The sequence below is a fragment of the Pseudomonas sp. GW821-FHT03C07 genome (assembly GCF_059420925.1).
Map to the genome: position 1 here is coordinate 11,261 of NZ_JBWKUQ010000013.1, position 21,221 is coordinate 32,481.

31 protein-coding genes are annotated in these 21,221 nt (G+C 55.6%); all 31 read left to right on the forward strand.

From position 1 onward, the window contains the following. Positions 1-64 precede the first annotated feature (64 nt). The 31 genes from rpoC to rpsD all read left to right on the forward strand — a co-directional run bounded on the left by rpoC (position 65) and on the right by rpsD (position 21,204). Positions 65-4,264 (forward strand): DNA-directed RNA polymerase subunit beta', encoded by a 4,200-nt coding sequence (gene rpoC, locus AC07VG_RS22505; protein ID WP_100944351.1) that lies wholly within the window; start codon positions 65-67, stop codon positions 4,262-4,264. 218 nt (positions 4,265-4,482) lie between these two features. Next, positions 4,483-4,854: a 30S ribosomal protein S12 gene (gene rpsL / locus AC07VG_RS22510; RefSeq protein WP_003186084.1), complete on the forward strand. Its 372-nt coding sequence runs from the start codon at positions 4,483-4,485 to the stop codon at positions 4,852-4,854. A 120-nt stretch (positions 4,855-4,974) separates the two neighbouring features. After that, a complete protein-coding gene (rpsG, locus tag AC07VG_RS22515) occupies positions 4,975-5,445 on the forward strand; it encodes a 30S ribosomal protein S7 (protein WP_495003076.1) in 471 nt (156 codons plus the stop codon). A gap of 30 nt (positions 5,446-5,475) precedes the next feature. Continuing rightward, the gene (gene fusA / locus AC07VG_RS22520) at positions 5,476-7,578 is read left to right on the forward strand and encodes an elongation factor G (protein ID WP_495003077.1); all 2,103 of its coding nucleotides are present in this window, start codon (positions 5,476-5,478) and stop codon (positions 7,576-7,578) included. A 30-nt stretch (positions 7,579-7,608) separates the two neighbouring features. Then, the gene (gene tuf / locus AC07VG_RS22525; RefSeq protein ID WP_495003078.1) at positions 7,609-8,802 is read left to right on the forward strand and encodes an elongation factor Tu; all 1,194 of its coding nucleotides are present in this window, start codon (positions 7,609-7,611) and stop codon (positions 8,800-8,802) included. Between the two features lie 158 nt (positions 8,803-8,960). After that, positions 8,961-9,272, forward strand: a complete 312-nt coding sequence (gene rpsJ, locus AC07VG_RS22530) for a 30S ribosomal protein S10 (RefSeq protein WP_003186070.1) — start codon at positions 8,961-8,963, stop codon at positions 9,270-9,272. A gap of 80 nt (positions 9,273-9,352) precedes the next feature. Next, positions 9,353-9,988, forward strand: a complete 636-nt coding sequence (gene rplC, locus AC07VG_RS22535; protein WP_007253310.1) for a 50S ribosomal protein L3 — start codon at positions 9,353-9,355, stop codon at positions 9,986-9,988. A 12-nt stretch (positions 9,989-10,000) separates the two neighbouring features. Continuing rightward, positions 10,001-10,603 carry a 50S ribosomal protein L4 gene (gene rplD / locus AC07VG_RS22540; RefSeq protein ID WP_121135086.1) on the forward strand — a complete coding sequence of 201 codons (603 nt, stop codon included), beginning with the start codon at positions 10,001-10,003 and terminating at the stop codon, positions 10,601-10,603. Further along, positions 10,600-10,899: a 50S ribosomal protein L23 gene (gene rplW / locus AC07VG_RS22545; RefSeq protein ID WP_002555488.1), complete on the forward strand. Its 300-nt coding sequence runs from the start codon at positions 10,600-10,602 to the stop codon at positions 10,897-10,899. The genes rplD and rplW overlap by 4 nt, the downstream gene beginning before the upstream one ends. A gap of 14 nt (positions 10,900-10,913) precedes the next feature. Continuing rightward, positions 10,914-11,738, forward strand: a complete 825-nt coding sequence (gene rplB / locus AC07VG_RS22550) for a 50S ribosomal protein L2 (RefSeq protein WP_103495383.1) — start codon at positions 10,914-10,916, stop codon at positions 11,736-11,738. 16 nt (positions 11,739-11,754) lie between these two features. Beyond that, positions 11,755-12,030 (forward strand): 30S ribosomal protein S19, encoded by a 276-nt coding sequence (rpsS, locus tag AC07VG_RS22555; protein WP_002555486.1) that lies wholly within the window; start codon positions 11,755-11,757, stop codon positions 12,028-12,030. 11 nt (positions 12,031-12,041) lie between these two features. After that, positions 12,042-12,374, forward strand: a complete 333-nt coding sequence (gene rplV, locus AC07VG_RS22560) for a 50S ribosomal protein L22 (RefSeq protein ID WP_003103908.1) — start codon at positions 12,042-12,044, stop codon at positions 12,372-12,374. Positions 12,375-12,387: 13 nt separating this feature from the next. Continuing rightward, a complete protein-coding gene (rpsC, locus tag AC07VG_RS22565; protein WP_008065719.1) occupies positions 12,388-13,074 on the forward strand; it encodes a 30S ribosomal protein S3 in 687 nt (228 codons plus the stop codon). A 12-nt stretch (positions 13,075-13,086) separates the two neighbouring features. Further along, the gene (gene rplP / locus AC07VG_RS22570) at positions 13,087-13,500 is read left to right on the forward strand and encodes a 50S ribosomal protein L16 (RefSeq protein ID WP_003232424.1); all 414 of its coding nucleotides are present in this window, start codon (positions 13,087-13,089) and stop codon (positions 13,498-13,500) included. Then, positions 13,500-13,691, forward strand: coding sequence for a 50S ribosomal protein L29 (gene rpmC / locus AC07VG_RS22575; protein WP_002555481.1), 192 nt, complete (start codon positions 13,500-13,502; stop codon positions 13,689-13,691). The genes rplP and rpmC overlap by 1 nt, the downstream gene beginning before the upstream one ends. 2 nt (positions 13,692-13,693) lie before the next feature. After that, entirely contained in the window at positions 13,694-13,960 is a 267-nt protein-coding gene (rpsQ, locus tag AC07VG_RS22580) for a 30S ribosomal protein S17 (protein WP_003194644.1), read from the forward strand. 23 nt (positions 13,961-13,983) lie between these two features. Next, positions 13,984-14,352, forward strand: a complete 369-nt coding sequence (rplN, locus tag AC07VG_RS22585) for a 50S ribosomal protein L14 (protein WP_002555479.1) — start codon at positions 13,984-13,986, stop codon at positions 14,350-14,352. An 11-nt stretch (positions 14,353-14,363) separates the two neighbouring features. Further along, a complete protein-coding gene (gene rplX, locus AC07VG_RS22590) occupies positions 14,364-14,678 on the forward strand; it encodes a 50S ribosomal protein L24 (protein ID WP_071553151.1) in 315 nt (104 codons plus the stop codon). Between the two features lie 20 nt (positions 14,679-14,698). Further along, positions 14,699-15,238 (forward strand): 50S ribosomal protein L5, encoded by a 540-nt coding sequence (gene rplE / locus AC07VG_RS22595; RefSeq protein ID WP_495003079.1) that lies wholly within the window; start codon positions 14,699-14,701, stop codon positions 15,236-15,238. 13 nt (positions 15,239-15,251) lie between these two features. Further along, positions 15,252-15,557, forward strand: a complete 306-nt coding sequence (rpsN, locus tag AC07VG_RS22600) for a 30S ribosomal protein S14 (RefSeq protein WP_100944356.1) — start codon at positions 15,252-15,254, stop codon at positions 15,555-15,557. A 211-nt stretch (positions 15,558-15,768) separates the two neighbouring features. Beyond that, positions 15,769-16,161 carry a 30S ribosomal protein S8 gene (rpsH, locus tag AC07VG_RS22605; RefSeq protein ID WP_003228724.1) on the forward strand — a complete coding sequence of 131 codons (393 nt, stop codon included), beginning with the start codon at positions 15,769-15,771 and terminating at the stop codon, positions 16,159-16,161. A gap of 12 nt (positions 16,162-16,173) precedes the next feature. Then, positions 16,174-16,707: a 50S ribosomal protein L6 gene (gene rplF, locus AC07VG_RS22610; protein ID WP_003176412.1), complete on the forward strand. Its 534-nt coding sequence runs from the start codon at positions 16,174-16,176 to the stop codon at positions 16,705-16,707. A 10-nt stretch (positions 16,708-16,717) separates the two neighbouring features. Then, on the forward strand, positions 16,718-17,068 hold the full coding sequence (gene rplR, locus AC07VG_RS22615) for a 50S ribosomal protein L18 (protein ID WP_003186037.1): 351 nt from the start codon (positions 16,718-16,720) through the stop codon (positions 17,066-17,068). A gap of 3 nt (positions 17,069-17,071) precedes the next feature. Further along, the gene (rpsE, locus tag AC07VG_RS22620; protein WP_100944357.1) at positions 17,072-17,572 is read left to right on the forward strand and encodes a 30S ribosomal protein S5; all 501 of its coding nucleotides are present in this window, start codon (positions 17,072-17,074) and stop codon (positions 17,570-17,572) included. Positions 17,573-17,574: 2 nt separating this feature from the next. Beyond that, complete coding sequence (gene rpmD / locus AC07VG_RS22625) at positions 17,575-17,751, forward strand: 50S ribosomal protein L30 (protein ID WP_010438202.1); 177 nt, start codon at positions 17,575-17,577, stop codon at positions 17,749-17,751. 3 nt (positions 17,752-17,754) lie between these two features. Further along, positions 17,755-18,189 (forward strand): 50S ribosomal protein L15, encoded by a 435-nt coding sequence (gene rplO, locus AC07VG_RS22630; RefSeq protein WP_010220318.1) that lies wholly within the window; start codon positions 17,755-17,757, stop codon positions 18,187-18,189. Beyond that, positions 18,190-19,518: a preprotein translocase subunit SecY gene (gene secY, locus AC07VG_RS22635; RefSeq protein WP_100944359.1), complete on the forward strand. Its 1,329-nt coding sequence runs from the start codon at positions 18,190-18,192 to the stop codon at positions 19,516-19,518. 24 nt (positions 19,519-19,542) lie between these two features. Continuing rightward, complete coding sequence (rpmJ, locus tag AC07VG_RS22640; protein ID WP_002555468.1) at positions 19,543-19,659, forward strand: 50S ribosomal protein L36; 117 nt, start codon at positions 19,543-19,545, stop codon at positions 19,657-19,659. Positions 19,660-19,788: 129 nt separating this feature from the next. Further along, positions 19,789-20,145, forward strand: a complete 357-nt coding sequence (gene rpsM / locus AC07VG_RS22645) for a 30S ribosomal protein S13 (RefSeq protein WP_003186020.1) — start codon at positions 19,789-19,791, stop codon at positions 20,143-20,145. Between the two features lie 30 nt (positions 20,146-20,175). Further along, a complete protein-coding gene (gene rpsK / locus AC07VG_RS22650) occupies positions 20,176-20,565 on the forward strand; it encodes a 30S ribosomal protein S11 (protein ID WP_007924177.1) in 390 nt (129 codons plus the stop codon). An 18-nt stretch (positions 20,566-20,583) separates the two neighbouring features. Then, a complete protein-coding gene (rpsD, locus tag AC07VG_RS22655; RefSeq protein ID WP_017123253.1) occupies positions 20,584-21,204 on the forward strand; it encodes a 30S ribosomal protein S4 in 621 nt (206 codons plus the stop codon). Positions 21,205-21,221: the final 17 nt, after the last annotated feature.

A 21,221-nucleotide genomic window follows, 5' to 3' on the forward strand; every position in this document is an offset into this window, starting at 1 on the left:
CACGTGACGCGAATCGAGAGCGGGGCTGTATGGCCCGCTCTCTGCTCCGCCAGGAGGAAAGGCCTTGAAAGACCTACTGAATTTGCTGAAAAACCAGGGTCAAGTCGAAGAGTTCGACGCCATCCGTATTGGATTGGCATCGCCTGAGATGATCCGTTCGTGGTCGTTCGGTGAAGTTAAAAAGCCGGAAACCATCAACTACCGTACGTTCAAACCTGAGCGTGACGGCCTGTTCTGCGCCAAGATTTTTGGCCCGGTCAAGGATTACGAGTGCCTGTGCGGTAAGTACAAGCGCTTGAAGCACCGCGGTGTGATCTGCGAGAAGTGCGGCGTTGAAGTCGCCCTGGCCAAGGTTCGTCGTGAGCGCATGGCGCACATCGAACTGGCTTCGCCGGTTGCCCACATCTGGTTCCTGAAGTCCCTGCCGTCGCGTATCGGCTTGCTGATGGACATGACCCTGCGTGATATCGAGCGCGTTCTCTACTTCGAGAGCTACGTCGTTATCGACCCGGGCATGACCACCCTTGAAAAAGGCCAGCTGCTGAACGACGAGCAGTACTTCGAAGCCCTCGAAGAGTTCGGTGATGACTTCGACGCCCGCATGGGTGCTGAAGCTGTCCGTGAACTGCTGCACGCGATCGACCTGGAACACGAGATTGGCCGTCTGCGCGAAGAAATTCCGCAAACCAACTCCGAAACCAAGATCAAGAAGCTGTCCAAGCGTCTGAAGTTGATGGAAGCCTTCCAGGGTTCCGGCAACCTGCCAGAGTGGATGGTGCTGACCGTTCTGCCGGTTCTGCCGCCAGACCTGCGTCCACTGGTTCCGCTCGATGGCGGTCGCTTTGCGACTTCCGACCTCAACGATCTGTATCGTCGAGTGATCAACCGTAACAACCGTTTGAAGCGCCTGCTGGACCTGTCCGCGCCTGACATCATCGTGCGCAACGAAAAGCGCATGCTGCAGGAAGCTGTGGATGCCCTGCTGGACAACGGTCGTCGCGGTCGCGCCATTACCGGTTCGAACAAGCGTCCTCTGAAATCCCTGGCTGACATGATCAAGGGTAAGCAAGGTCGTTTCCGTCAGAACTTGCTCGGTAAGCGCGTTGACTACTCGGGTCGTTCGGTTATTACCGTAGGTCCGACCCTGCGTCTGCATCAGTGCGGTCTGCCGAAGAAGATGGCCCTCGAGCTGTTCAAACCGTTCATTTTCGGCAAGCTGGAAATGCGTGGTCTCGCGACCACCATCAAGGCCGCGAAGAAGATGGTCGAGCGCGAACTGCCAGAGGTTTGGGACGTTCTCGCTGAAGTGATTCGCGAACACCCGGTCCTCCTCAACCGTGCGCCGACCCTTCACCGTCTGGGTATCCAGGCGTTTGAACCGGTACTGATCGAAGGTAAGGCTATCCAGCTGCACCCGCTGGTCTGTGCTGCGTACAACGCCGACTTCGACGGCGACCAAATGGCCGTGCACGTACCGCTGACGCTGGAAGCCCAGCTCGAAGCGCGTGCGTTGATGATGTCGACCAACAACATCCTGTCGCCCGCCAACGGTGAGCCAATCATCGTTCCGTCGCAGGACGTTGTATTGGGTCTGTACTACATGACCCGTGAGGCGATCAACGCCAAGGGCGAAGGTCGTATTTTCGCCGACCTGCAGGAAGTCGACCGCGTATTCCGCGCCGGCGAAGCCGCCCTGCACGCCAAGATCAAGGTTCGTATCAACGAAACCGTCAATGATCGTGATGGTGGCAGCGTCAAGAACACCCGTATCGTCGACACCACTGTCGGCCGTGCGCTGCTGTTCCAGGTGGTTCCGGCCGGCCTGTCGTTCGACGTCGTCAACCTGCCGATGAAGAAGAAGGCGATCTCCAAGCTGATCAACCAGTGCTACCGCGTGGTTGGTTTGAAAGAGACCGTGATCTTCGCTGACCAGTTGATGTACACCGGTTTTGCCTATTCGACCATTTCCGGCGTTTCCATCGGCGTTAACGACTTCGTTATCCCGGATGAAAAAGCCCGCATCATCGGTGCCGCCACCGACGAAGTGAAAGAGATCGAAAGTCAGTACGCCTCCGGCCTGGTCACCCAGGGCGAGAAGTACAACAAAGTGATCGACTTGTGGTCCAAGGCGAACGACGAAGTGTCCAAGGCGATGATGGCCAACCTCTCGAAAGAGAAGGTCATCGACCGTCATGGCGACGAAGTCGACCAGGAATCCTTCAACTCGATGTACATGATGGCCGACTCGGGTGCGCGGGGTTCCGCTGCACAGATTCGTCAGCTGGCCGGTATGCGTGGCCTGATGGCCAAGCCGGACGGTTCCATCATTGAGACGCCGATCACCGCGAACTTCCGCGAAGGCCTGAGCGTACTCCAGTACTTCATCTCCACTCACGGTGCTCGTAAAGGTCTCGCGGATACCGCGTTGAAAACCGCGAACTCCGGTTACCTGACCCGTCGTCTGGTAGACGTGGCGCAGGATCTGGTGGTGACCGAAGTCGACTGTGGCACTGAGCAAGGCTTGCTCATGACGCCGCACATCGAAGGCGGCGACGTTGTCGAGCCGTTGGGTGAGCGCGTTCTGGGTCGAGTGATCGCCCGTGACGTCTTCAAGCCGGGCACCGAGGAAATTATCGTTCCTGCCGGTACCCTGGTCGACGAGAAGTGGGTTGAATTCATCGAGCTGAACAGCATCGATGAAGTCATCGTGCGCTCGCCAATCAGCTGCGAAACCCGCTATGGCATCTGCGCCAAGTGCTACGGCCGTGACTTGGCTCGTGGTCACCAGGTGAACATCGGTGAAGCGGTCGGCGTTATCGCTGCCCAGTCCATCGGTGAGCCGGGTACCCAGCTGACCATGCGTACGTTCCACATCGGTGGTGCGGCAAGCCGGACCTCCGCAGCCGACAGCGTTCAGGTGAAGAATGGCGGTACCGTCCGTCTGCACAACCTGAAGCACGTTGAGCGAGTGGATGGCCACCTGGTTGCGGTGTCCCGTTCCGGTGAGCTGGCGATTGCCGACGACTACGGTCGTGAGCGCGAGCGCTACAAGCTGCCGTACGGTGCGGTGATTTCGGTCAAAGAAGGTGACAAGGTCGACGCTGGCGCAATCGTGGCCAAGTGGGATCCGCACACTCACCCAATCGTTACCGAAATGAAAGGTACCGTGACCTACGTGGGCATGGAAGAAGGCATCACGATCAAGCGTCAGACTGACGAATTGACCGGTATGACCAACATTGAAGTCCTCGACGCCAAAGACCGTCCAGCAGCCGGCAAGGACATTCGTCCTGCGGTGAAGATGGTCGACGACAACGGCAAGGATCTGTTGCTGCCAGGCACTGACGTTATCGCTCAGTACTTCCTGCCAGCCAACGCCCTGGTCGGTGTGGCGGATGGTGCGAAAATCGCGATCGGTGATGTTATCGCGCGGATTCCGCAAGAAACTTCGAAAACTCGCGACATCACCGGTGGTCTGCCGCGTGTTGCCGACTTGTTCGAAGCTCGTCGTCCGAAAGAAGCCTCGATTCTGGCTGAAGTCAGCGGCACCATCGCGTTCGGTAAAGAGACCAAGGGCAAGCGCCGTCTGGTCATTACCCCGAACGACGGTAGCGATCCGTACGAGGAGCTGATTCCGAAGTGGCGTCACCTGAACGTCTTCGAAGGCGAACAAGTGAACCGCGGCGAAGTCATCTCCGACGGTCCGAGCGATCCACACGATATCCTGCGTCTGCTGGGTGTGAGTGCGCTGGCCAAGTACATCGTCAACGAGATCCAGGACGTTTACCGTCTGCAAGGCGTGAAGATCAACGACAAGCACATCGAGACCATCCTGCGTCAGATGCTGCGTAAAGTTGAAATCGCTGAATCCGGCGATTCCACCTTCATCAAGGGCGACCAGATGGAGCTGACTCACGTTCTGGTAGAGAACGAGCGTCTGGCTGGCGACGACAAGTTCGTTTCCAAGTTCACTCGCGTTCTGCTGGGTATCACCAAGGCGTCGTTGTCGACCGAATCGTTCATCTCGGCGGCCTCTTTCCAAGAGACCACCCGCGTACTGACCGAAGCGGCCGTTACCGGCAAGCGCGACTACCTGCGCGGCCTGAAAGAAAACGTGGTTGTGGGTCGTCTGATCCCGGCCGGTACCGGTCTGGCTTATCACAGCGAGCGCAAGCGTCGTCGTGAACTGGACAAACCGTTGCGCGTAAGCGCCAGTGAAGTGGAAGCTGCACTGACCGAAGCGCTGAACTCTAGCGGTAACTGAGTTCCGCGGTAGTGAGAACAAGGCCCTGGTAGCCTCCGCCAACGCCATCGAGACATTTTTTGTTGCGATGGTCGGTGTGAGGAGATCGGGGCCTTGTCTTGACTGGGGGCAAGATCCTCTTTAGACTCTTGTACCCCTAAATTTGGCGGGAATTCGTTCCTGCCATTTTGCTTTTCTTGCAAGACAATAGCGTCGCAAGACAACAGTGGAGCTAGTAGATGGCAACTATCAACCAGCTGGTACGTCAGCCGCGTAAGCGTATCGTCGAGAAATCCGACGTACCTGCGCTGCAGAACTGCCCGCAACGTCGTGGCGTGTGCACTCGTGTGTACACCACCACGCCGAAAAAACCTAACTCGGCACTGCGTAAAGTATGCCGTGTGCGCCTGACCAACGGTTTCGAGGTTTCCTCGTACATCGGCGGTGAAGGCCACAACCTGCAAGAGCACAGCGTGGTGCTGATCCGTGGCGGTCGTGTAAAAGACTTGCCAGGTGTTCGTTACCACACCGTTCGCGGCTCCCTGGATACCTCCGGCGTCAAAGGTCGTAACCAAGGTCGTTCGAAATACGGTACCAAGCGTCCGAAGTAATCGGCCGTTTGCTGCAGTAACTGATTTTTATTTTTTTGAGTCGATAAGAGTAAGGTCGGGCGTACATCCACTGGGTGTCATGTTCCCGGGCTAACCTGAAGACCGTTTGAGGGCTTATCAATGCCAAGACGTCGTGTAGCAGCCAAGCGTGAGATTCTGGACGATCCGAAATACGGTAGCCAGATTCTCGCCAAATTCATGAACCACGTGATGGAAAGCGGCAAGAAAGCCGTGGCCGAACGTATCGTTTATGGTGCTCTGGATAAAGTTAAAGAGCGCAAAAACGCTGACCCCCTGGAACTCTTCGAGAAAGCACTCGACGCCATCGCTCCGCTGGTCGAAGTGAAGTCGCGCCGTGTAGGCGGTGCTACTTACCAGGTTCCGGTCGAAGTTCGTCCGTCCCGTCGTAACGCTCTGGCAATGCGCTGGTTGGTAGACTTCGCCCGCAAGCGCGGCGAGAAGTCCATGGCTCTGCGTTTGGCTGGCGAACTGATGGACGCCGCTGAAGGTAAAGGTGCTGCAGTTAAGAAGCGTGAAGACGTGCACCGTATGGCTGAAGCCAACAAGGCTTTCTCGCACTACCGCTTCTAATTTTAGCGTCACTCAATTTGCGAGGGCTTTATGGCTCGTACAACCGATATTAAACGCTACCGTAACATTGGTATCGTTGCTCACGTGGACGCGGGTAAAACCACGACTACTGAGCGCGTCCTGTTTTACACGGGCGTAAACCACAAAATGGGCGAGGTGCACGACGGCGCCGCGACCATGGACTGGATGGTGCAGGAGCAGGAGCGGGGTATTACCATTACCTCCGCTGCGACCACCGCATTCTGGGAAGGTTCTGCCAAGCAGTTTCCCAAGCACCGCTTCAACATCATCGATACCCCCGGCCACGTTGACTTCACCATTGAAGTAGAGCGTTCGCTGCGCGTACTCGACGGTGCGGTCGTTGTGTTCTGCGGTACTTCCGGTGTCGAGCCTCAGTCTGAAACCGTATGGCGTCAAGCCAACAAGTACGGTGTTCCACGTCTCGTTTACGTGAACAAGATGGACCGTGCCGGTGCGAACTTCCTGCGCGTTGTTGCGCAGATCAAGCAGCGCCTGGGTCACACTCCAGTGCCTATCCAGTTGGCTATCGGTTCCGAAGACAACTTCCAGGGTCAGATCGATCTGATGTCCATGGAAGCGGTCTACTGGGACGACGCTGACAAAGGCATGGCTGCTCGTCGCGAGCCGATCCCTGCAGAACTGCAGGAATTGGCTGAAGAGTGGCGTGGCAACATGGTTGAGGCTGCTGCCGAAGCCACTGAAGAGCTGATGAACAAGTACCTCGAAGGTGAAGAGCTCACCATCGAGGAAATCAAGGGCGGCCTGCGTCAGCGTACTATCGCTGGTGAGATCGTTCTGGCTGTTTGCGGTTCTTCCTTCAAGAACAAGGGCGTTCCCCTGGTTCTCGACGCTGTTATCGACTACCTGCCTGCACCTGTCGACATTCCTGCCATCAAGGGTTCCGACCCGGATGACGAGACTATCGCCATGGAGCGTCATGCAGACGACAGCGAACCGTTCTCCGCTCTGGCGTTCAAAATCGCCACCGACCCATTTGTGGGTACCCTGACCTTCGCTCGCGTTTACTCGGGCGTGTTGAGCTCCGGCGACGGCGTGATCAACTCGGTCAAGGGCAAGAAAGAGCGCGTGGGTCGTATGGTGCAGATGCATGCCAACACCCGTGAAGAGATCAAGGAAGTACGCGCTGGCGACATCGCGGCCTTGATCGGCATGAAGGACGTCACCACCGGTGACACCCTGTGCTCGGCTGACAAGCCAATCATCCTGGTTCGCATGGACTTCCCGGAGCCGGTTATTTCGGTTGCCGTTGAGCCGAAGACCAAGGATGACCAGGAAAAAATGGGTATCGCTCTGGGCAAACTTGCTCAGGAAGACCCATCTTTCCGCGTCAAAACTGATGAAGAGACTGGTCAAACGATCATCTCCGGCATGGGCGAATTGCACCTGGACATCCTGGTTGACCGGATGCGCCGTGAGTTCAACGTCGAAGCCAACATCGGTAAGCCTCAGGTTTCCTATCGTGAGAAAATCACGAAGAACTGTGAAATCGAAGGCAAGTTCGTTCGTCAGTCCGGCGGTCGTGGCCAGTTTGGTCACTGCTGGATTCGTTTTGCACCGGCTGACGAAGGTCAGGAAGGTCTGCAATTCGTGAACGAAGTGGTTGGTGGTGTGGTTCCTAAGGAATACATCCCGGCTATCCAGAAGGGTATCGAAGAGCAGATGAAGAACGGCGTTGTTGCCGGCTATCCGCTGATCGGCCTGAAGGCGACTGTGTTTGACGGTTCTTACCACGACGTCGACTCCAACGAGATGGCGTTCAAGGTGGCTGCTTCCATGGCGACCAAGCAACTCGCGTCCAAGGGCGGCGGTGTTGTGCTTGAGCCGATCATGAAGGTAGAAGTTGTAACACCTGAGGACTACATGGGTGACGTGATGGGTGACCTGAACCGTCGTCGTGGTCTGATCCAGGGTATGGAAGACACGGTTTCCGGCAAGGTGATCCGCGCCGAGGTTCCGTTGGGCGAAATGTTCGGTTATGCGACCGATGTTCGTTCCATGTCCCAGGGTCGCGCGAGCTACTCTATGGAATTCTCCAAATACTCCGAAGCTCCGTCGAACATCGTCGAAGCTCTCGTTAAAAAACAAGGCTGATTCAGCCCTTTAGGCTAGGAGTTAATTGTCGTGGCTAAAGAAAAATTTGATCGTTCCCTCCCGCACGTCAACGTTGGCACCATCGGTCACGTCGACCACGGTAAAACCACGCTGACCGCTGCTCTGACTCGTGTTTGCTCCGAGATTTTCGGTTCGGCCGTCGTTGATTTCGATAAAATCGACAGCGCACCAGAAGAAAAAGCTCGTGGTATCACCATCAACACCGCGCACGTCGAGTACAACTCGAAGATCCGTCACTACGCTCACGTTGACTGCCCAGGTCACGCTGACTATGTGAAGAACATGATCACTGGTGCTGCCCAGATGGACGGCGCGATCCTGGTTTGCTCGGCCGCCGATGGTCCGATGCCACAAACCCGTGAGCACATCCTGCTGTCCCGTCAGGTAGGCGTTCCGTATATCGTGGTTTTCCTGAACAAGGCTGACCTGGTAGACGACGCTGAGCTGCTGGAACTGGTTGAGATGGAAGTGCGCGATCTGCTGAGCACTTACGACTTCCCAGGTGATGACACTCCAATCATCATTGGTTCCGCGCGTATGGCGCTGGAAGGCAAAGACGACAACGAAATGGGCACCACTGCCGTTCGTAAACTGGTTGAAACCCTGGACAGCTACATCCCAGAACCAGTTCGTCTGACCGACAAGCCATTCCTGATGCCAATCGAAGACGTATTCTCGATTTCGGGTCGCGGTACTGTTGTGACTGGTCGTATCGAGCGCGGTATCGTTCGCGTTCAGGACCCACTGGAAATCGTTGGTCTGCGTGACACCACCGTCACCACCTGCACCGGTGTTGAAATGTTCCGTAAACTGCTCGACGAAGGTCGTGCAGGCGAGAACTGCGGCGTTCTGCTGCGTGGTACCAAGCGTGACGACGTTGAGCGTGGCCAGGTTCTGGTCAAGCCAGGTTCGGTCAAGCCGCACACCAAGTTCACCGCAGAAGTTTACGTTCTGAGCAAGGAAGAAGGCGGCCGTCATACTCCGTTCTTCAAAGGCTACCGTCCACAGTTCTACTTCCGTACGACTGACGTGACTGGTAACTGCGAGCTGCCAGAAGGCGTTGAAATGGTAATGCCAGGTGACAACATTCAGATGACTGTCACTCTGATCAAAACCATCGCGATGGAAGACGGTCTGCGTTTCGCTATCCGTGAAGGCGGTCGTACCGTCGGCGCTGGCGTCGTAGCCAAAATCATCGAGTAAGCTTCTCTTTTGAGATCGCTTCGATGCTTTGAAAAAACCCCCGCCTAGCGGGGGTTTTTTTATTAGGTTGACACCTATCTGGGCCGTCTATAGAATTGCGCCTCCTTTTAACGGGCGTATTGCGCTCGCTGGGAATAGCAGCCGGAGTCTGAAATCCAATGCAAAATCAGCAAATCCGTATCAGGTTGAAGGCTTTTGACCATCGCCTGATCGACCAATCCACCCAGGAAATCGTGGAAACCGCGAAACGTACTGGTGCTCAAGTGCGTGGTCCAATTCCACTGCCTACCCGTAAAGAGCGGTTCACCGTTCTGGTCTCCCCGCACGTCAACAAAGACGCGCGCGACCAGTACGAGATCCGTACTCATAAGCGTGTACTGGACATCGTCCAGCCAACGGATAAAACCGTTGATGCGCTGATGAAGCTTGATCTTGCGGCAGGTGTGGAAGTGCAGATCAGCCTCGGCTAAGACTCGGTCTTAGTCGTGTAACGCTCTGAAATGGGCGGCCATAGCGGGTGAAAGCCCCGTACACTCATGAGGTTTACAACATGACTATTGGTGTAGTCGGTCGTAAATGCGGTATGACCCGTATTTTCACCGAAGAAGGTGTCTCCATTCCGGTTACGGTCATTGAGATCGAACCGAATCGCGTCACCCAGTTCAAAACTGAAGAAACCGATGGCTATCGTGCAGTGCAAGTCACTGTCGGCGAGCGTCGTGCTTCGCGTGTTACAGCCGCTCAAGCTGGCCACTTCGCTAAAGCGAACGTTGCCGCTGGTCGTACCGTAATGGAATTCCGCCTTGAAGAAGGCGACTACCAGGCCGGCGATCTGATCAACGCTGAAATCTTCGCTGCTGGTCAACTGGTTGATGTAACCGGTCAGTCCAAAGGTAAAGGCTTCCAGGGTACGATCAAGCGCTGGAATTTCCGCGGGCAAGATAATACCCACGGTAACTCCGTGTCCCACCGCGTTCCAGGCTCTATCGGCCAGTGCCAGACTCCTGGTCGTGTATTCAAGGGCAAAAAAATGTCCGGTCATATGGGCGCTGAGCGCGTGACCGTGCAGTCCCTCGAAGTAGTGCGCGTGGACGCTGAACGCAATCTGTTGTTGGTCAAGGGCGCTGTTCCTGGCGCTACTGGCGGCAACTTGGTTGTACGTCCAGCAGCCAAGGCTCGCGGTTAAGGGGAAGCTGACATGCAATTAAATGTAAATGACGCTCAAGCGATCGAAGTTTCCGAACTGACATTTGGCGGCGAATTCAACGAGACGCTGGTTCACCAAGCAGTCGTGGCCTACATGGCCGGCGGCCGTCAGGGTAGCAAGCAGCAAAAGACCCGTTCCGACGTTTCCGGTGGCGGCAAGCGCCCATGGCGTCAGAAAGGTACTGGCCGTGCTCGTGCCGGTACTATCCGTAGCCCAATCTGGCGTGGCGGCGGTACCACTTTCGCAGCTCGTCCTCAGGATCACTCCCAGAAGCTGAACAAGAAGATGTATCGCGCAGCAATGCGTTCCATCCTTGCTGAGCTGGTGCGTACTGATCGTCTGGTCGTGGTTCAGGATTTCGCCGTTGAAACGCCGAAAACCAAAGACCTGCTGAACAAGCTGACTGGCATGAGTCTGACCGACGTTCTGATCGTGTCTGACGCTGTTGATCAGAACCTGTACCTGGCTGCTCGTAACCTGCCTCACGTCGATGTCCGTGACGTACAGGGTTCCGATCCAGTTAGTCTGATCGCATACGACAAGGTGTTGATCACCGTGTCGGCCGTGAAGAAATTCGAGGAGCTGCTGGGATGAACCAGGAACGCGTATTTAAAGTTCTGCTTGGCCCGCACGTTTCCGAGAAGGCTACGGTCCTGGCAGACAAGAAAGGTCAGTTCGTTTTCAAGGTTGCGACTGACGCAACCAAGCTGGAAATCAAGAAGGCCGTCGAAAGCCTGTTCAGCGTGAAAGTAGAGCGTGTGACTACCCTGAATGTCCTGGGTAAAAGCAAACGCACTGCTCGCGGTCTGGGCAAGCGTAATGACTGGAAGAAGGCAGTTATCTCCCTTCAGCCAGGCCAAGATCTCGATTTCAGCAGCAGTGCTGAGTAAGGAAGGGGTGCATCATGGCAATCGTTAAATGCAAACCGACTTCCCCTGGCCGCCGTTTTGTGGTCAAGGTGGTCAACAAGGAGCTGCATAAAGGCGCTCCTCACGCACCGCTGCTCGAGAAAAAATCGAAGACTGGTGGTCGTAACAACAATGGCCGTATTACCACTCGTCACATCGGTGGTGGTCATAAGCAGCATTATCGTCTGGTCGATTTCCGTCGCAACGACAAAGATGGCATCTCTGCCACTGTCGAGCGTATCGAATACGATCCAAACCGTACTGCTCACATCGCTCTGCTGCTGTACGCAGACGGCGAGCGTCGCTACATCATCGCCCCTAAAGGCGTGAGTGCTGGCGACCAGCTGATCGCAGGCGCTCTGGCTCCAATCAAGCCAGGTAACGCTCTGCAACTGCGCAACATCCCAGTGGGTTCCACCGTACACGGCATCGAATTGAAGCCAGGTAAAGGTGCACAGATCGCTCGTTCCGCTGGTGCTTCGGCTCAGCTGATCGCTCGTGAAGGTGTCTACGTGACCCTGCGTCTGCGCTCCGGTGAAATGCGTAAAGTGCTGTCGGAATGCCGTGCGACGCTGGGCGAAGTCTCGAACTCCGAGCACAGCCTGCGTTCCCTGGGTAAAGCCGGTGCCAAACGCTGGCGTGGCGTTCGCCCAACCGTTCGTGGTGTTGCCATGAACCCGGTTGACCACCCACATGGTGGTGGTGAAGGTCGTACCTCTGGTGGTCGTCATCCGGTATCGCCGTGGGGCTTCCCGACTAAGGGCGCGAAGACTCGTGGTAATAAGCGTACCGACAAAATGATCGTCCGTCGTCGCAAGTAAATAGAGGGATACGACAGTGCCACGTTCTCTGAAAAAAGGTCCTTTTATCGATCTTCACCTACTGAAGAAGATCGAAGTGGCGGCGGAAAAGAACGATCGCAAACCAGTTAAGACCTGGTCGCGCCGTTCCATGATCCTGCCACAAATGGTCGGTTTGACCATTGCAGTGCATAACGGTCGTCAACACGTCCCCGTTCTCGTGAACGAAGACATGGTCGGCCACAAACTGGGCGAGTTTGCCGGTACCCGCACATATCGTGGGCACGTGGCTGACAAGAAAGCCAAGCGTTAAGGGGTTAGGAAATGGAAGTAGCCGCTAAGTTGTCGGGCGCTCGAATCTCCGCCCAGAAAGCCCGCTTGGTCGCCGACCAGATCCGCGGGAAGAAGGTGGGCGAAGCGCTCAACTTGTTGGCTTTCAGCAGTAAGAAAGCCGCCGAGATCATGAAGAAAGTGCTGGAGTCGGCCGTAGCCAACGCCGAGCATAACGAAGGCGCAGACGTTGATGACCTGAAGGTCAGCACCGTTTTCGTCAACGAAGGGCGTTCGCTGAAGCGCATCATGCCACGTGCCAAAGGCCGGGCTGATCGCATCGTCAAGCGGTCTTGCCATATCACTGTCAAGGTTGCTGACAAGTAACGGAGTCGAAGAGATGGGTCAGAAAGTACATCCCATTGGCATTCGCCTGGGAATCGTCAAGGAGCACACCTCCGTCTGGTACGCAGACGGTCGGACTTATGCGGACTATTTGCTCGCAGATCTGAAAGTGCGTGAGTACCTCCAAGACAAACTAAAAAGCGCGTCCGTAAGCCGTATCGATATCCATCGTCCGGCCCAAACTGCACGCATCACCATCCACACCGCTCGTCCAGGTATCGTTATCGGGAAGAAGGGTGAGGATGTTGAGAAACTGCGTCAGGACCTGACCAAGCAAATGGGTGTGCCTGTGCACATCAATATCGAAGAGATCCGCAAGCCGGAGCTCGACGGTATGCTGGTTGCCCAGAGCGTAGCTCAGCAGCTGGAGCGTCGTGTGATGTTCCGTCGCGCCATGAAGCGCGCCGTACAGAACGCCATGCGCATTGGTGCCAAAGGCATCAAAATCCAAGTGAGCGGTCGTCTCGGCGGTGCTGAAATCGCACGTACTGAATGGTATCGCGAAGGTCGTGTGCCACTGCACACCCTGCGTGCCGACATCGACTATGCCAACTACGAAGCTCACACCACTTACGGTGTGATCGGTGTAAAGGTTTGGATCTTCAAAGGCGAAGTAATTGGTGGTCGCCAAGAAGAACTGAAACCACAAGCACCAGCGCCTCGTAAAAAAGCTGCTAAGTAAGGGGTACGCCAAATGTTGCAACCAAAGCGTACGAAGTTCCGCAAGCAGATGACAGGCCACAACCGTGGTCTGGCTCAGCGCGGTAGCAAAGTCAGCTTCGGCGAGTTCGCGCTGAAGTCTGTTGCTCGTGGTCGTCTCACCGCTCGTCAGATCGAGTCAGCGCGTCGTGCTCTGACCCGTCACGTAAAACGTGGCGGCAAGATCTGGATCCGTGTATTCCCGGACAAGCCTATTTCCAAAAAGCCCCTCGAAGTTCGGATGGGTAAAGGTAAGGGTAACGTGGAGTACTGGGTTGCCCAGATTCAGCCAGGCAAAGTCCTGTATGAAATCGAGGGTGTTACTGAAGAGCTGGCGCGTGAGGCTTTTGCCCTGGCTGCTGCAAAGCTGCCGCTCGCCACCGCTTTTGTTAAACGGACGGTGATGTGATGAAAGCGAATGAACTTCGTGAAAAATCAGCACAGCAGCTGAACGAGCAACTGCTCGGCCTGCTGCGCGACCAGTTCAATCTGCGTATGCAGAAAGCAACTGGCCAGTTGGGGCAGTCTCACCTGCTCTCGCAAGTTAAGCGCGATATTGCTCGTGTGAAGACTGTGCTCAACCAGCAGGCAGGTAAGTGATCATGGCTGAAGCCGAAAAGACCGTCCGTACGCTGACTGGCCGTGTTGTCAGCGACAAAATGGACAAGACCATCACCGTTCTGATCGAGCGTCGCGTAAAGCACCCGATCTACGGTAAATACGTTAAGCGTTCGACTAAGCTGCACGCGCACGACGAAACCAACCAGTGCCACATTGGCGACAAGGTCACGATTCGTGAAACTCGTCCGATGGCCAAGACCAAGTCTTGGGCGCTGGTTGATGTTCTCGAACGCGCTGTGGAAGTCTAAGGGCTAGGGGTCGGAGAAATTATATGATTCAGACTCAATCCATGCTCGATGTGGCCGATAACAGCGGCGCTCGCCGCGTTATGTGCATCAAGGTGCTGGGTGGCTCGCATCGTCGTTACGCTGGTATCGGTGACATCATCAAAGTAACCGTCAAGGAAGCAATTCCGCGCGGTAAAGTGAAGAAAGGCCAAGTGATGACTGCTGTTGTAGTCCGCACTCGCCATGGCGTCCGTCGTGCTGACGGCTCCATCATCCGCTTTGATGGCAACGCTGCTGTTCTGTTGAACAACAAGCAAGAGCCGATCGGCACCCGTATCTTTGGGCCAGTGACCCGTGAACTTCGTACTGAGAAGTTCATGAAGATCGTCTCGCTCGCCCCAGAAGTGCTGTAAGGAGATCCGACATGCAAAAGATTCGTCGTGACGACGAGATCATCGTGATCGCCGGCAAAGACAAAGGTAAGCGCGGTAAGGTGCTTAAGGTTCTCGCTGATGACCGTCTGGTCATCGGTGGTCTGAACCTGGTCAAGCGTCATACCAAGCCTAACCCGATGTCGGGCGTACAGGGCGGTATCGTCGAAAAAGAAGCGCCACTGCACGCTTCCAACGTCGCCATTTTCAACGGCGAAACCAACAAGGCTGACCGCGTTGGTTTCAAAGTAGAAGACGGCAAAAAAATTCGTGTCTTCAAGTCGACCCAAAAAGCGGTTGATGCTTGAACACTGCTAGGTAGAAGACCATGGCACGACTGAAAGAGATTTACCGGAAGGAAATCGCTCCGAAGCTTAAGGAAGAACTTAAGCTCGCGAACGTGATGGAAGTTCCGCGCATTACCAAGATCACCCTGAACATGGGTCTGGGCGAAGCGATCGGTGACAAGAAAATCATCGAGCACGCTGTGGCTGACCTGGAGAAGATCACCGGCCAGAAAGTCGTTGTGACTCACGCTCGCAAATCCATCGCTGGCTTCAAAGTCCGCGAAGGTTGGCCGATCGGTGTCAAAGTGACCCTGCGTCGCGATCGTATGTATGAGTTCCTGGATCGTCTGCTGTCGATCTCCCTGCCTCGGGTTCGCGACTTCCGCGGCCTGAATGCCAAGTCCTTCGACGGTCGTGGCAACTACAGCATGGGCGTGAAAGAGCAGATCATTTTCCCGGAAATCGATTACGACAAGATCGATGCTCTGCGCGGTCTGGACATTACCCTGACCACCACTGCCAAGAACGATGATGAAGGTCGCGCATTGCTGCGTGCTTTCAAATTCCCGTTCCGCAACTGATTGGAGTAGGAAAATGGCCAAGAAGAGCATGAAAAACCGTGAGCTGAAGCGTCAGCTCACCGTTGCCAAGTACGCCACCAAGCGTGCAGCACTGAAAGCTATCATCGTCGATCTGAACGCAAGTCCAGAAGCACGTTGGGAAGCTTCGGTTGCCCTGCAGAAGCAGCCACGTGACGCCAGCGCTTCGCGCATGCGTAACCGCTGCCGCATCACCGGTCGTCCGCACGGCGTTTACCGCAAGTTCGGCCTCGGCCGTAACAAGCTGCGTGAAGCGGCCATGCGTGGTGACGTACCAGGTCTGGTTAAAGCCAGCTGGTAAGCCATACCGCCCAAGTCGCGGTGGTCGGACTCGCAAGAACCGACCATTGGTGACCTTGAGTATGAAACAAGCCCCTTTTGGGGCTTGATTCATTTCTGGGGTGTGTCTAGAATGACCGGCTCGCCTGAGCCTGCACTTTTTACGTGTGGAGATACTCGGCGACAGTTGTAGCCGCAAGGCTAATTCTTTTTGTATCAGGAGCGTCTAGCCCATGAGTATGCAGGACCCGTTAGCGGACATGCTAACTCGAATCCGTAATGCCCAGATGGCTGAAAAGTCCGTCGTAAGCATGCCGTCTTCCACGTTGAAGGTGGCTGTAGCAAAAGTCCTGAAGGACGAAGGTTACATCGCGGGTTATCAGATCAGCAGCGAAACCAAGCCGTTGCTATCCATCGAGCTGAAATACTTCGAAGGCCGTCCGGTCATCGAAGAAGTGAAGCGCGTTAGCCGTCCAGGCCTGCGTCAGTACAAGTCCGTTGAGGATCTGCCGAAAGTTCGTGGCGGTCTTGGCGTGTCTATCGTCTCCACCAACAAAGGTGTGATGACGGATCGTGCTGCGCGCGCTGCCGGTGTCGGCGGCGAAGTTCTTTGCACTGTGTTCTAAGGGGGGATAAGCATGTCTCGCGTCGCTAAGAACCCCGTTAAGCTGCCAGCCGGTGTCGAAGTCAAATTCGCAGGCCAACAGCTTTCGGTGAAGGGTGCCAAGGGTACTCTTGAACTGAACATCCATTCGTCCGTTGAGATCGTTGAAGAAGCTGGTGAGCTGCGTTTCGCTGCTCGCAATGGCGATCAACAAACTCGCGCAATGGCCGGTACCACGCGTGCGTTGGTAAACAACATGGTCCAAGGCGTAAGCCAAGGCTTCGAGCGCAAGCTCCAGCTGGTCGGTGTTGGTTACAAAGCGCAAGCAAAAGGCACGGTGTTGAACCTGGCCCTTGGCTTCTCGCACCCAGTGGATTACGAACTGCCGGAAGGCATCACCGCTGAGACCCCTAGCCAAACCGATATCCTGATCAAGGGCATCGATAAGCAGCTGGTAGGTCAGGTGGCCGCTGAGATCCGCGACTTCCGTCCACCAGAGCCGTACAAAGGCAAAGGTGTGCGCTACGCGGACGAAGTCGTCCGTCGTAAAGAAGCCAAGAAGAAGTAGGGCATAGCAAATGACCGACAAAAAAGTTACTCGACTGCGTCGCGCTCGCAAAGCACGCCTGAAAATGCACGAACTCGAAGTCGTGCGTCTCTGCGTGTTCCGCTCTTCGCAGCACATCTACGCCCAGGTCATTTCGGCCGACGGCAACAAAGTTCTGGCAAGTGCCTCGACTTTGGACAAAGAACTGCGTGATGGTGCCACTGGCAACATCGACGCGGCCACTAAGGTTGGCCAGCTGGTCGCTACGCGTGCTAAAGCCGCTGGCGTCTCGCAGGTGGCTTTCGACCGCTCTGGCTTCAAGTATCACGGCCGCGTCAAGGCGCTGGCTGATGCTGCTCGTGAAGCTGGGCTGGAGTTCTAAGTTATGTCAAATAACGACCAAAAGCGCGACGAAGGCTACATCGAGAAGCTGGTTCAAGTTAACCGCGTAGCCAAAACCGTTAAAGGCGGCCGTATCTTCACCTTCACCGCGTTGACCGTGGTGGGTGATGGTAAGGGCCGTGTAGGCTTCGGCCGTGGCAAGTCACGTGAAGTGCCTGCCGCGATCCAGAAGGCTATGGAAGCTGCTCGCCGCAACATGATCCAGGTTGATCTGAACGGCACCACTCTGCAGTACGCCATGAAGTCCGCCCACGGCGCTTCGAAGGTTTACATGCAGCCTGCTTCTGAAGGTACCGGTATCATCGCTGGCGGCGCTATGCGTGCTGTCCTCGAAGTGGCTGGTGTGCAGAACGTTCTGGCCAAGTGCTACGGCTCGACTAACCCGGTAAACGTGGTTCACGCCACTTTCAAGGGTTTGAAGGCTATGCAGTCCCCTGAGTCCATTGCTGCCAAGCGCGGCAAAACTGCAGCGGAGATCCGTTGATCATGGCAACTGTAAAAGTAACGCTGATCAAAAGCATGACCGGCCGCATCCCTAACCACAGACTGTGCGTTAAGGGTCTGGGTCTGCGTCGCATCGGTCACACTGTAGAAGTCCTGGATACTCCCGAGAATCGCGGGATGATCAACAAGGCTTACTACATGCTGCGTGTAGAGGGTTAATCGATGAAACTCAATGATCTGAGTCCAGCGCCGGGTTCCCGTCGCGAAAAGCATCGTCCGGGCCGTGGTATCGGTAGCGGTTTGGGTAAGACCGGTGGCCGTGGCCACAAAGGTCAGACCTCCCGCTCCGGTGGCACCATTGCTCCAGGCTTTGAAGGCGGTCAACAGCCGCTGCATCGTCGCCTGCCGAAGTTCGGTTTCGTTTCCCTGAAAGCCATGGACCGCGCAGAAGTGCGTCTGTCCGAGCTGGCCAAAGTGGAAGGCGACGTCGTTACCGTGCAGTCCCTGAAAGATGCCAACGTGATCAACCAGAACGTACAGCGTGTGAAAATCATGCTGTCGGGCGAAGTGACTCGCGCAGTAACTATCAAGGGCATCGCAGCCACCAAAGGTGCGCGTGCGGCTATCGAAGCAGCTGGCGGCAAGTTCGAGGAATAAATGGCTAAGCAAGGTGCTCTCTCAGCGCTCAGCAAAGGCGGGTTATCCGAGCTCTGGGCTCGACTGCGTTTTCTATTCCTGGCGATTATCGTCTACCGGATAGGCGCGCACATCCCAGTTCCAGGTATCAACCCGGACCGGCTGGCGGACCTGTTTCGACAGAATGAGGGGACCATTCTTAGCTTGTTCAACATGTTTTCCGGCGGCGCGCTGGAACGGATGAGCATCTTTGCACTGGGGATCATGCCGTACATTTCGGCATCGATCATCATGCAACTGATGTCCGCCGTCAGCCCGCAGCTGGAGCAGTTGAAGAAGGAAGGTGAGGCTGGTCGTCGTAAGATCAGCCAATACACCCGCTATGGCACCGTCGTCCTGGCACTTGTTCAAGCCATTGGCATGTCCATTGGCCTGGCTAACCAGGGCGTCTCGTTTAGTGCTGGCTTCAGCTTCCATTTCGTTGCGGTGTCCACTTTCGTGGCCGGCGCGATGTTCATGATGTGGTTGGGCGAGCAGATTACCGAGCGCGGTGTGGGCAACGGTATCTCGATGTTGATTTTTTCGGGTATCGTCGCCGGTCTTCCGAGAGCAATCGGGCAGTCTTTCGAGTCTGCGCGTCAGGGTGATATCAATATCTTCGCCCTGGTTGCCATCGGTTTGTTGGCAGTAGCGATCATCGGTTTCGTGGTGTTCATTGAGCGTGGCCAGCGTCGTATTGCTGTTCACTACGCCAAGCGTCAGCAGGGCCGCAAGGTCTTCGCTGCGCAGACCAGCCACCTGCCGCTGAAGGTGAATATGGCCGGTGTTATTCCTGCTATCTTCGCGAGCAGCATTTTGCTGTTCCCGGCTTCGCTGGGTGCCTGGTTCGGTCAGTCTGAAGGTATGGGCTGGTTGCAGGACATCTCGCAGTCGATCGCTCCTGGTCAGCCGTTGAATATTCTGCTGTTTAGTGCAGGGATTATTTTCTTCTGCTTCTTCTATACGGCGTTGATGTTCAATCCGAAAGACGTAGCGGAAAACCTGAAGAAGTCCGGTGCCTTTATTCCGGGTATCCGTCCAGGCGAGCAGTCGGCGCGCTACATTGATGGCGTTCTGACCCGTTTGACCATGTTCGGTGCTCTTTATATGACGGCCGTTTGCCTGCTGCCCCAGTTTCTGGTGGTTGCGGCAAACGTTCCGTTCTACCTTGGCGGGACCTCGTTGCTGATCGTGGTCGTGGTTGTGATGGACTTCATGTCCCAAGTACAATCGCACCTCGTTTCGCACCAGTACGAATCCCTGATGAAGAAAGCCAACCTGAAGGGTTACGGCAGCGGCATGCTGCGCTGACCCATAAGGTTCGAGGAGTTGGTGATGAAAGTTCGTGCATCGGTGAAAAAGCTGTGCCGTAACTGCAAGATTATTCGCCGCGAAGGTGTGGTTCGAGTAATTTGCAGCGCGGAACCGCGTCACAAACAGCGCCAAGGCTGAGTGTGATCTGCTTAAAGCCCAGCAGCTAGTGCGCTGCTGGGTTGATTATTTGTTATTACAGCGATATTATCTCGCGCCCTATTTCTTGGCTTCCGGGGCGTAGGTAGCTGTCAATTGGAGTCCCACTGAATGGCCCGTATTGCAGGCGTTAACATTCCAGATAACAAGCACACTGTTATCTCGCTGACCTACATCTATGGTGTTGGTCGCACTACTGCACAGAAAATTTGTGCGGTGACTGGGGTCAACCCAGCCGCAAAGATCAAGGATCTGAGCGACGAGCAGATTGAACAGCTGCGTGGCGAAGTGGCGAAGTTCACCACTGAAGGTGACCTGCGTCGCGAAATCAACATGAAAATCAAACGCTTGATGGACTTGGGCTGCTACCGCGGTCTGCGCCATCGTCGTGGTCTGCCAGTACGCGGTCAGCGTACCAAGACCAACGCGCGTACTCGCAAAGGTCCGCGTAAGCCGATCCGCAAGTAATCGCACCAGCGAATCGACAGGAATCTAGTCATGGCAAAACCTGCTGCTCGTCCTCGTAAGAAAATTAAAAAGACAGTGGTTGATGGCATCGCCCACATCCACGCGTCTTTCAACAACACCATCGTGACCATCACCGACCGTCAAGGTAACGCTCTTTCCTGGGCTACCTCCGGTGGTTCGGGTTTCCGCGGTTCCCGCAAGTCCACCCCGTTCGCTGCTCAAGTAGCTGCTGAGCGTGCTGGTCAAGCTGCGCTGGAATATGGCCTGAAAAACCTCGACGTTAACGTCAAAGGTCCAGGTCCAGGTCGTGAGTCCGCTGTCCGTGCATTGAACGGCTGTGGCTATAAGATCGCCAGCATCACCGACGTGACGCCAATCCCGCACAACGGGTGCCGTCCGCCGAAGAAGCGCCGCGTGTAATCCAGGAGATTGTAAAGAATGGCTCGTTACATTGGTCCAAAATGCAAACTGGCTCGTCGCGAAGGCACCGATCTCTTCCTGAAGAGCGGCGTGCGCGCTATCGAATCCAAGTGCAACATCGAAGCAGCACCTGGTATCCACGGCCAACGCCGCGGTCGCCAGTCCGACTACGGCACCCAACTGCGTGAAAAGCAGAAGGTCCGTCGTATTTATGGCGTTCTTGAGCGTCAGTTCAGCGGCTACTACAAAGAAGCTGCCGGCCGTAAAGGCGCAACCGGTGAAAACCTGCTGCAACTGCTCGAATGCCGTCTGGACAACGTTGTATACCGTATGGGTTTTGGCTCGACTCGTGCCGAATCCCGTCAACTGGTATCGCACAAGTCGATCAGCGTTAACGGCAAAACCGTCAACGTCCCGTCCTACCAGGTTCGTGCTGGTGACGTGGTAGCTATTCGTGAGAAAGCTAAGAATCAACTGCGCATTGTCCAGGCTCTCGATCTGTGTGCCCAGCGTGGCCGCGTAGAATGGGTAGAAGTGGACACTGAGAAGAAGTCGGGCGTTTTCAAGAACGTGCCTGCTCGCAGTGACCTCTCCGCCGACATCAACGAAAGCCTGATTGTCGAGCTCTACTCCAAGTAAGGGCTAGAAAATAGGTG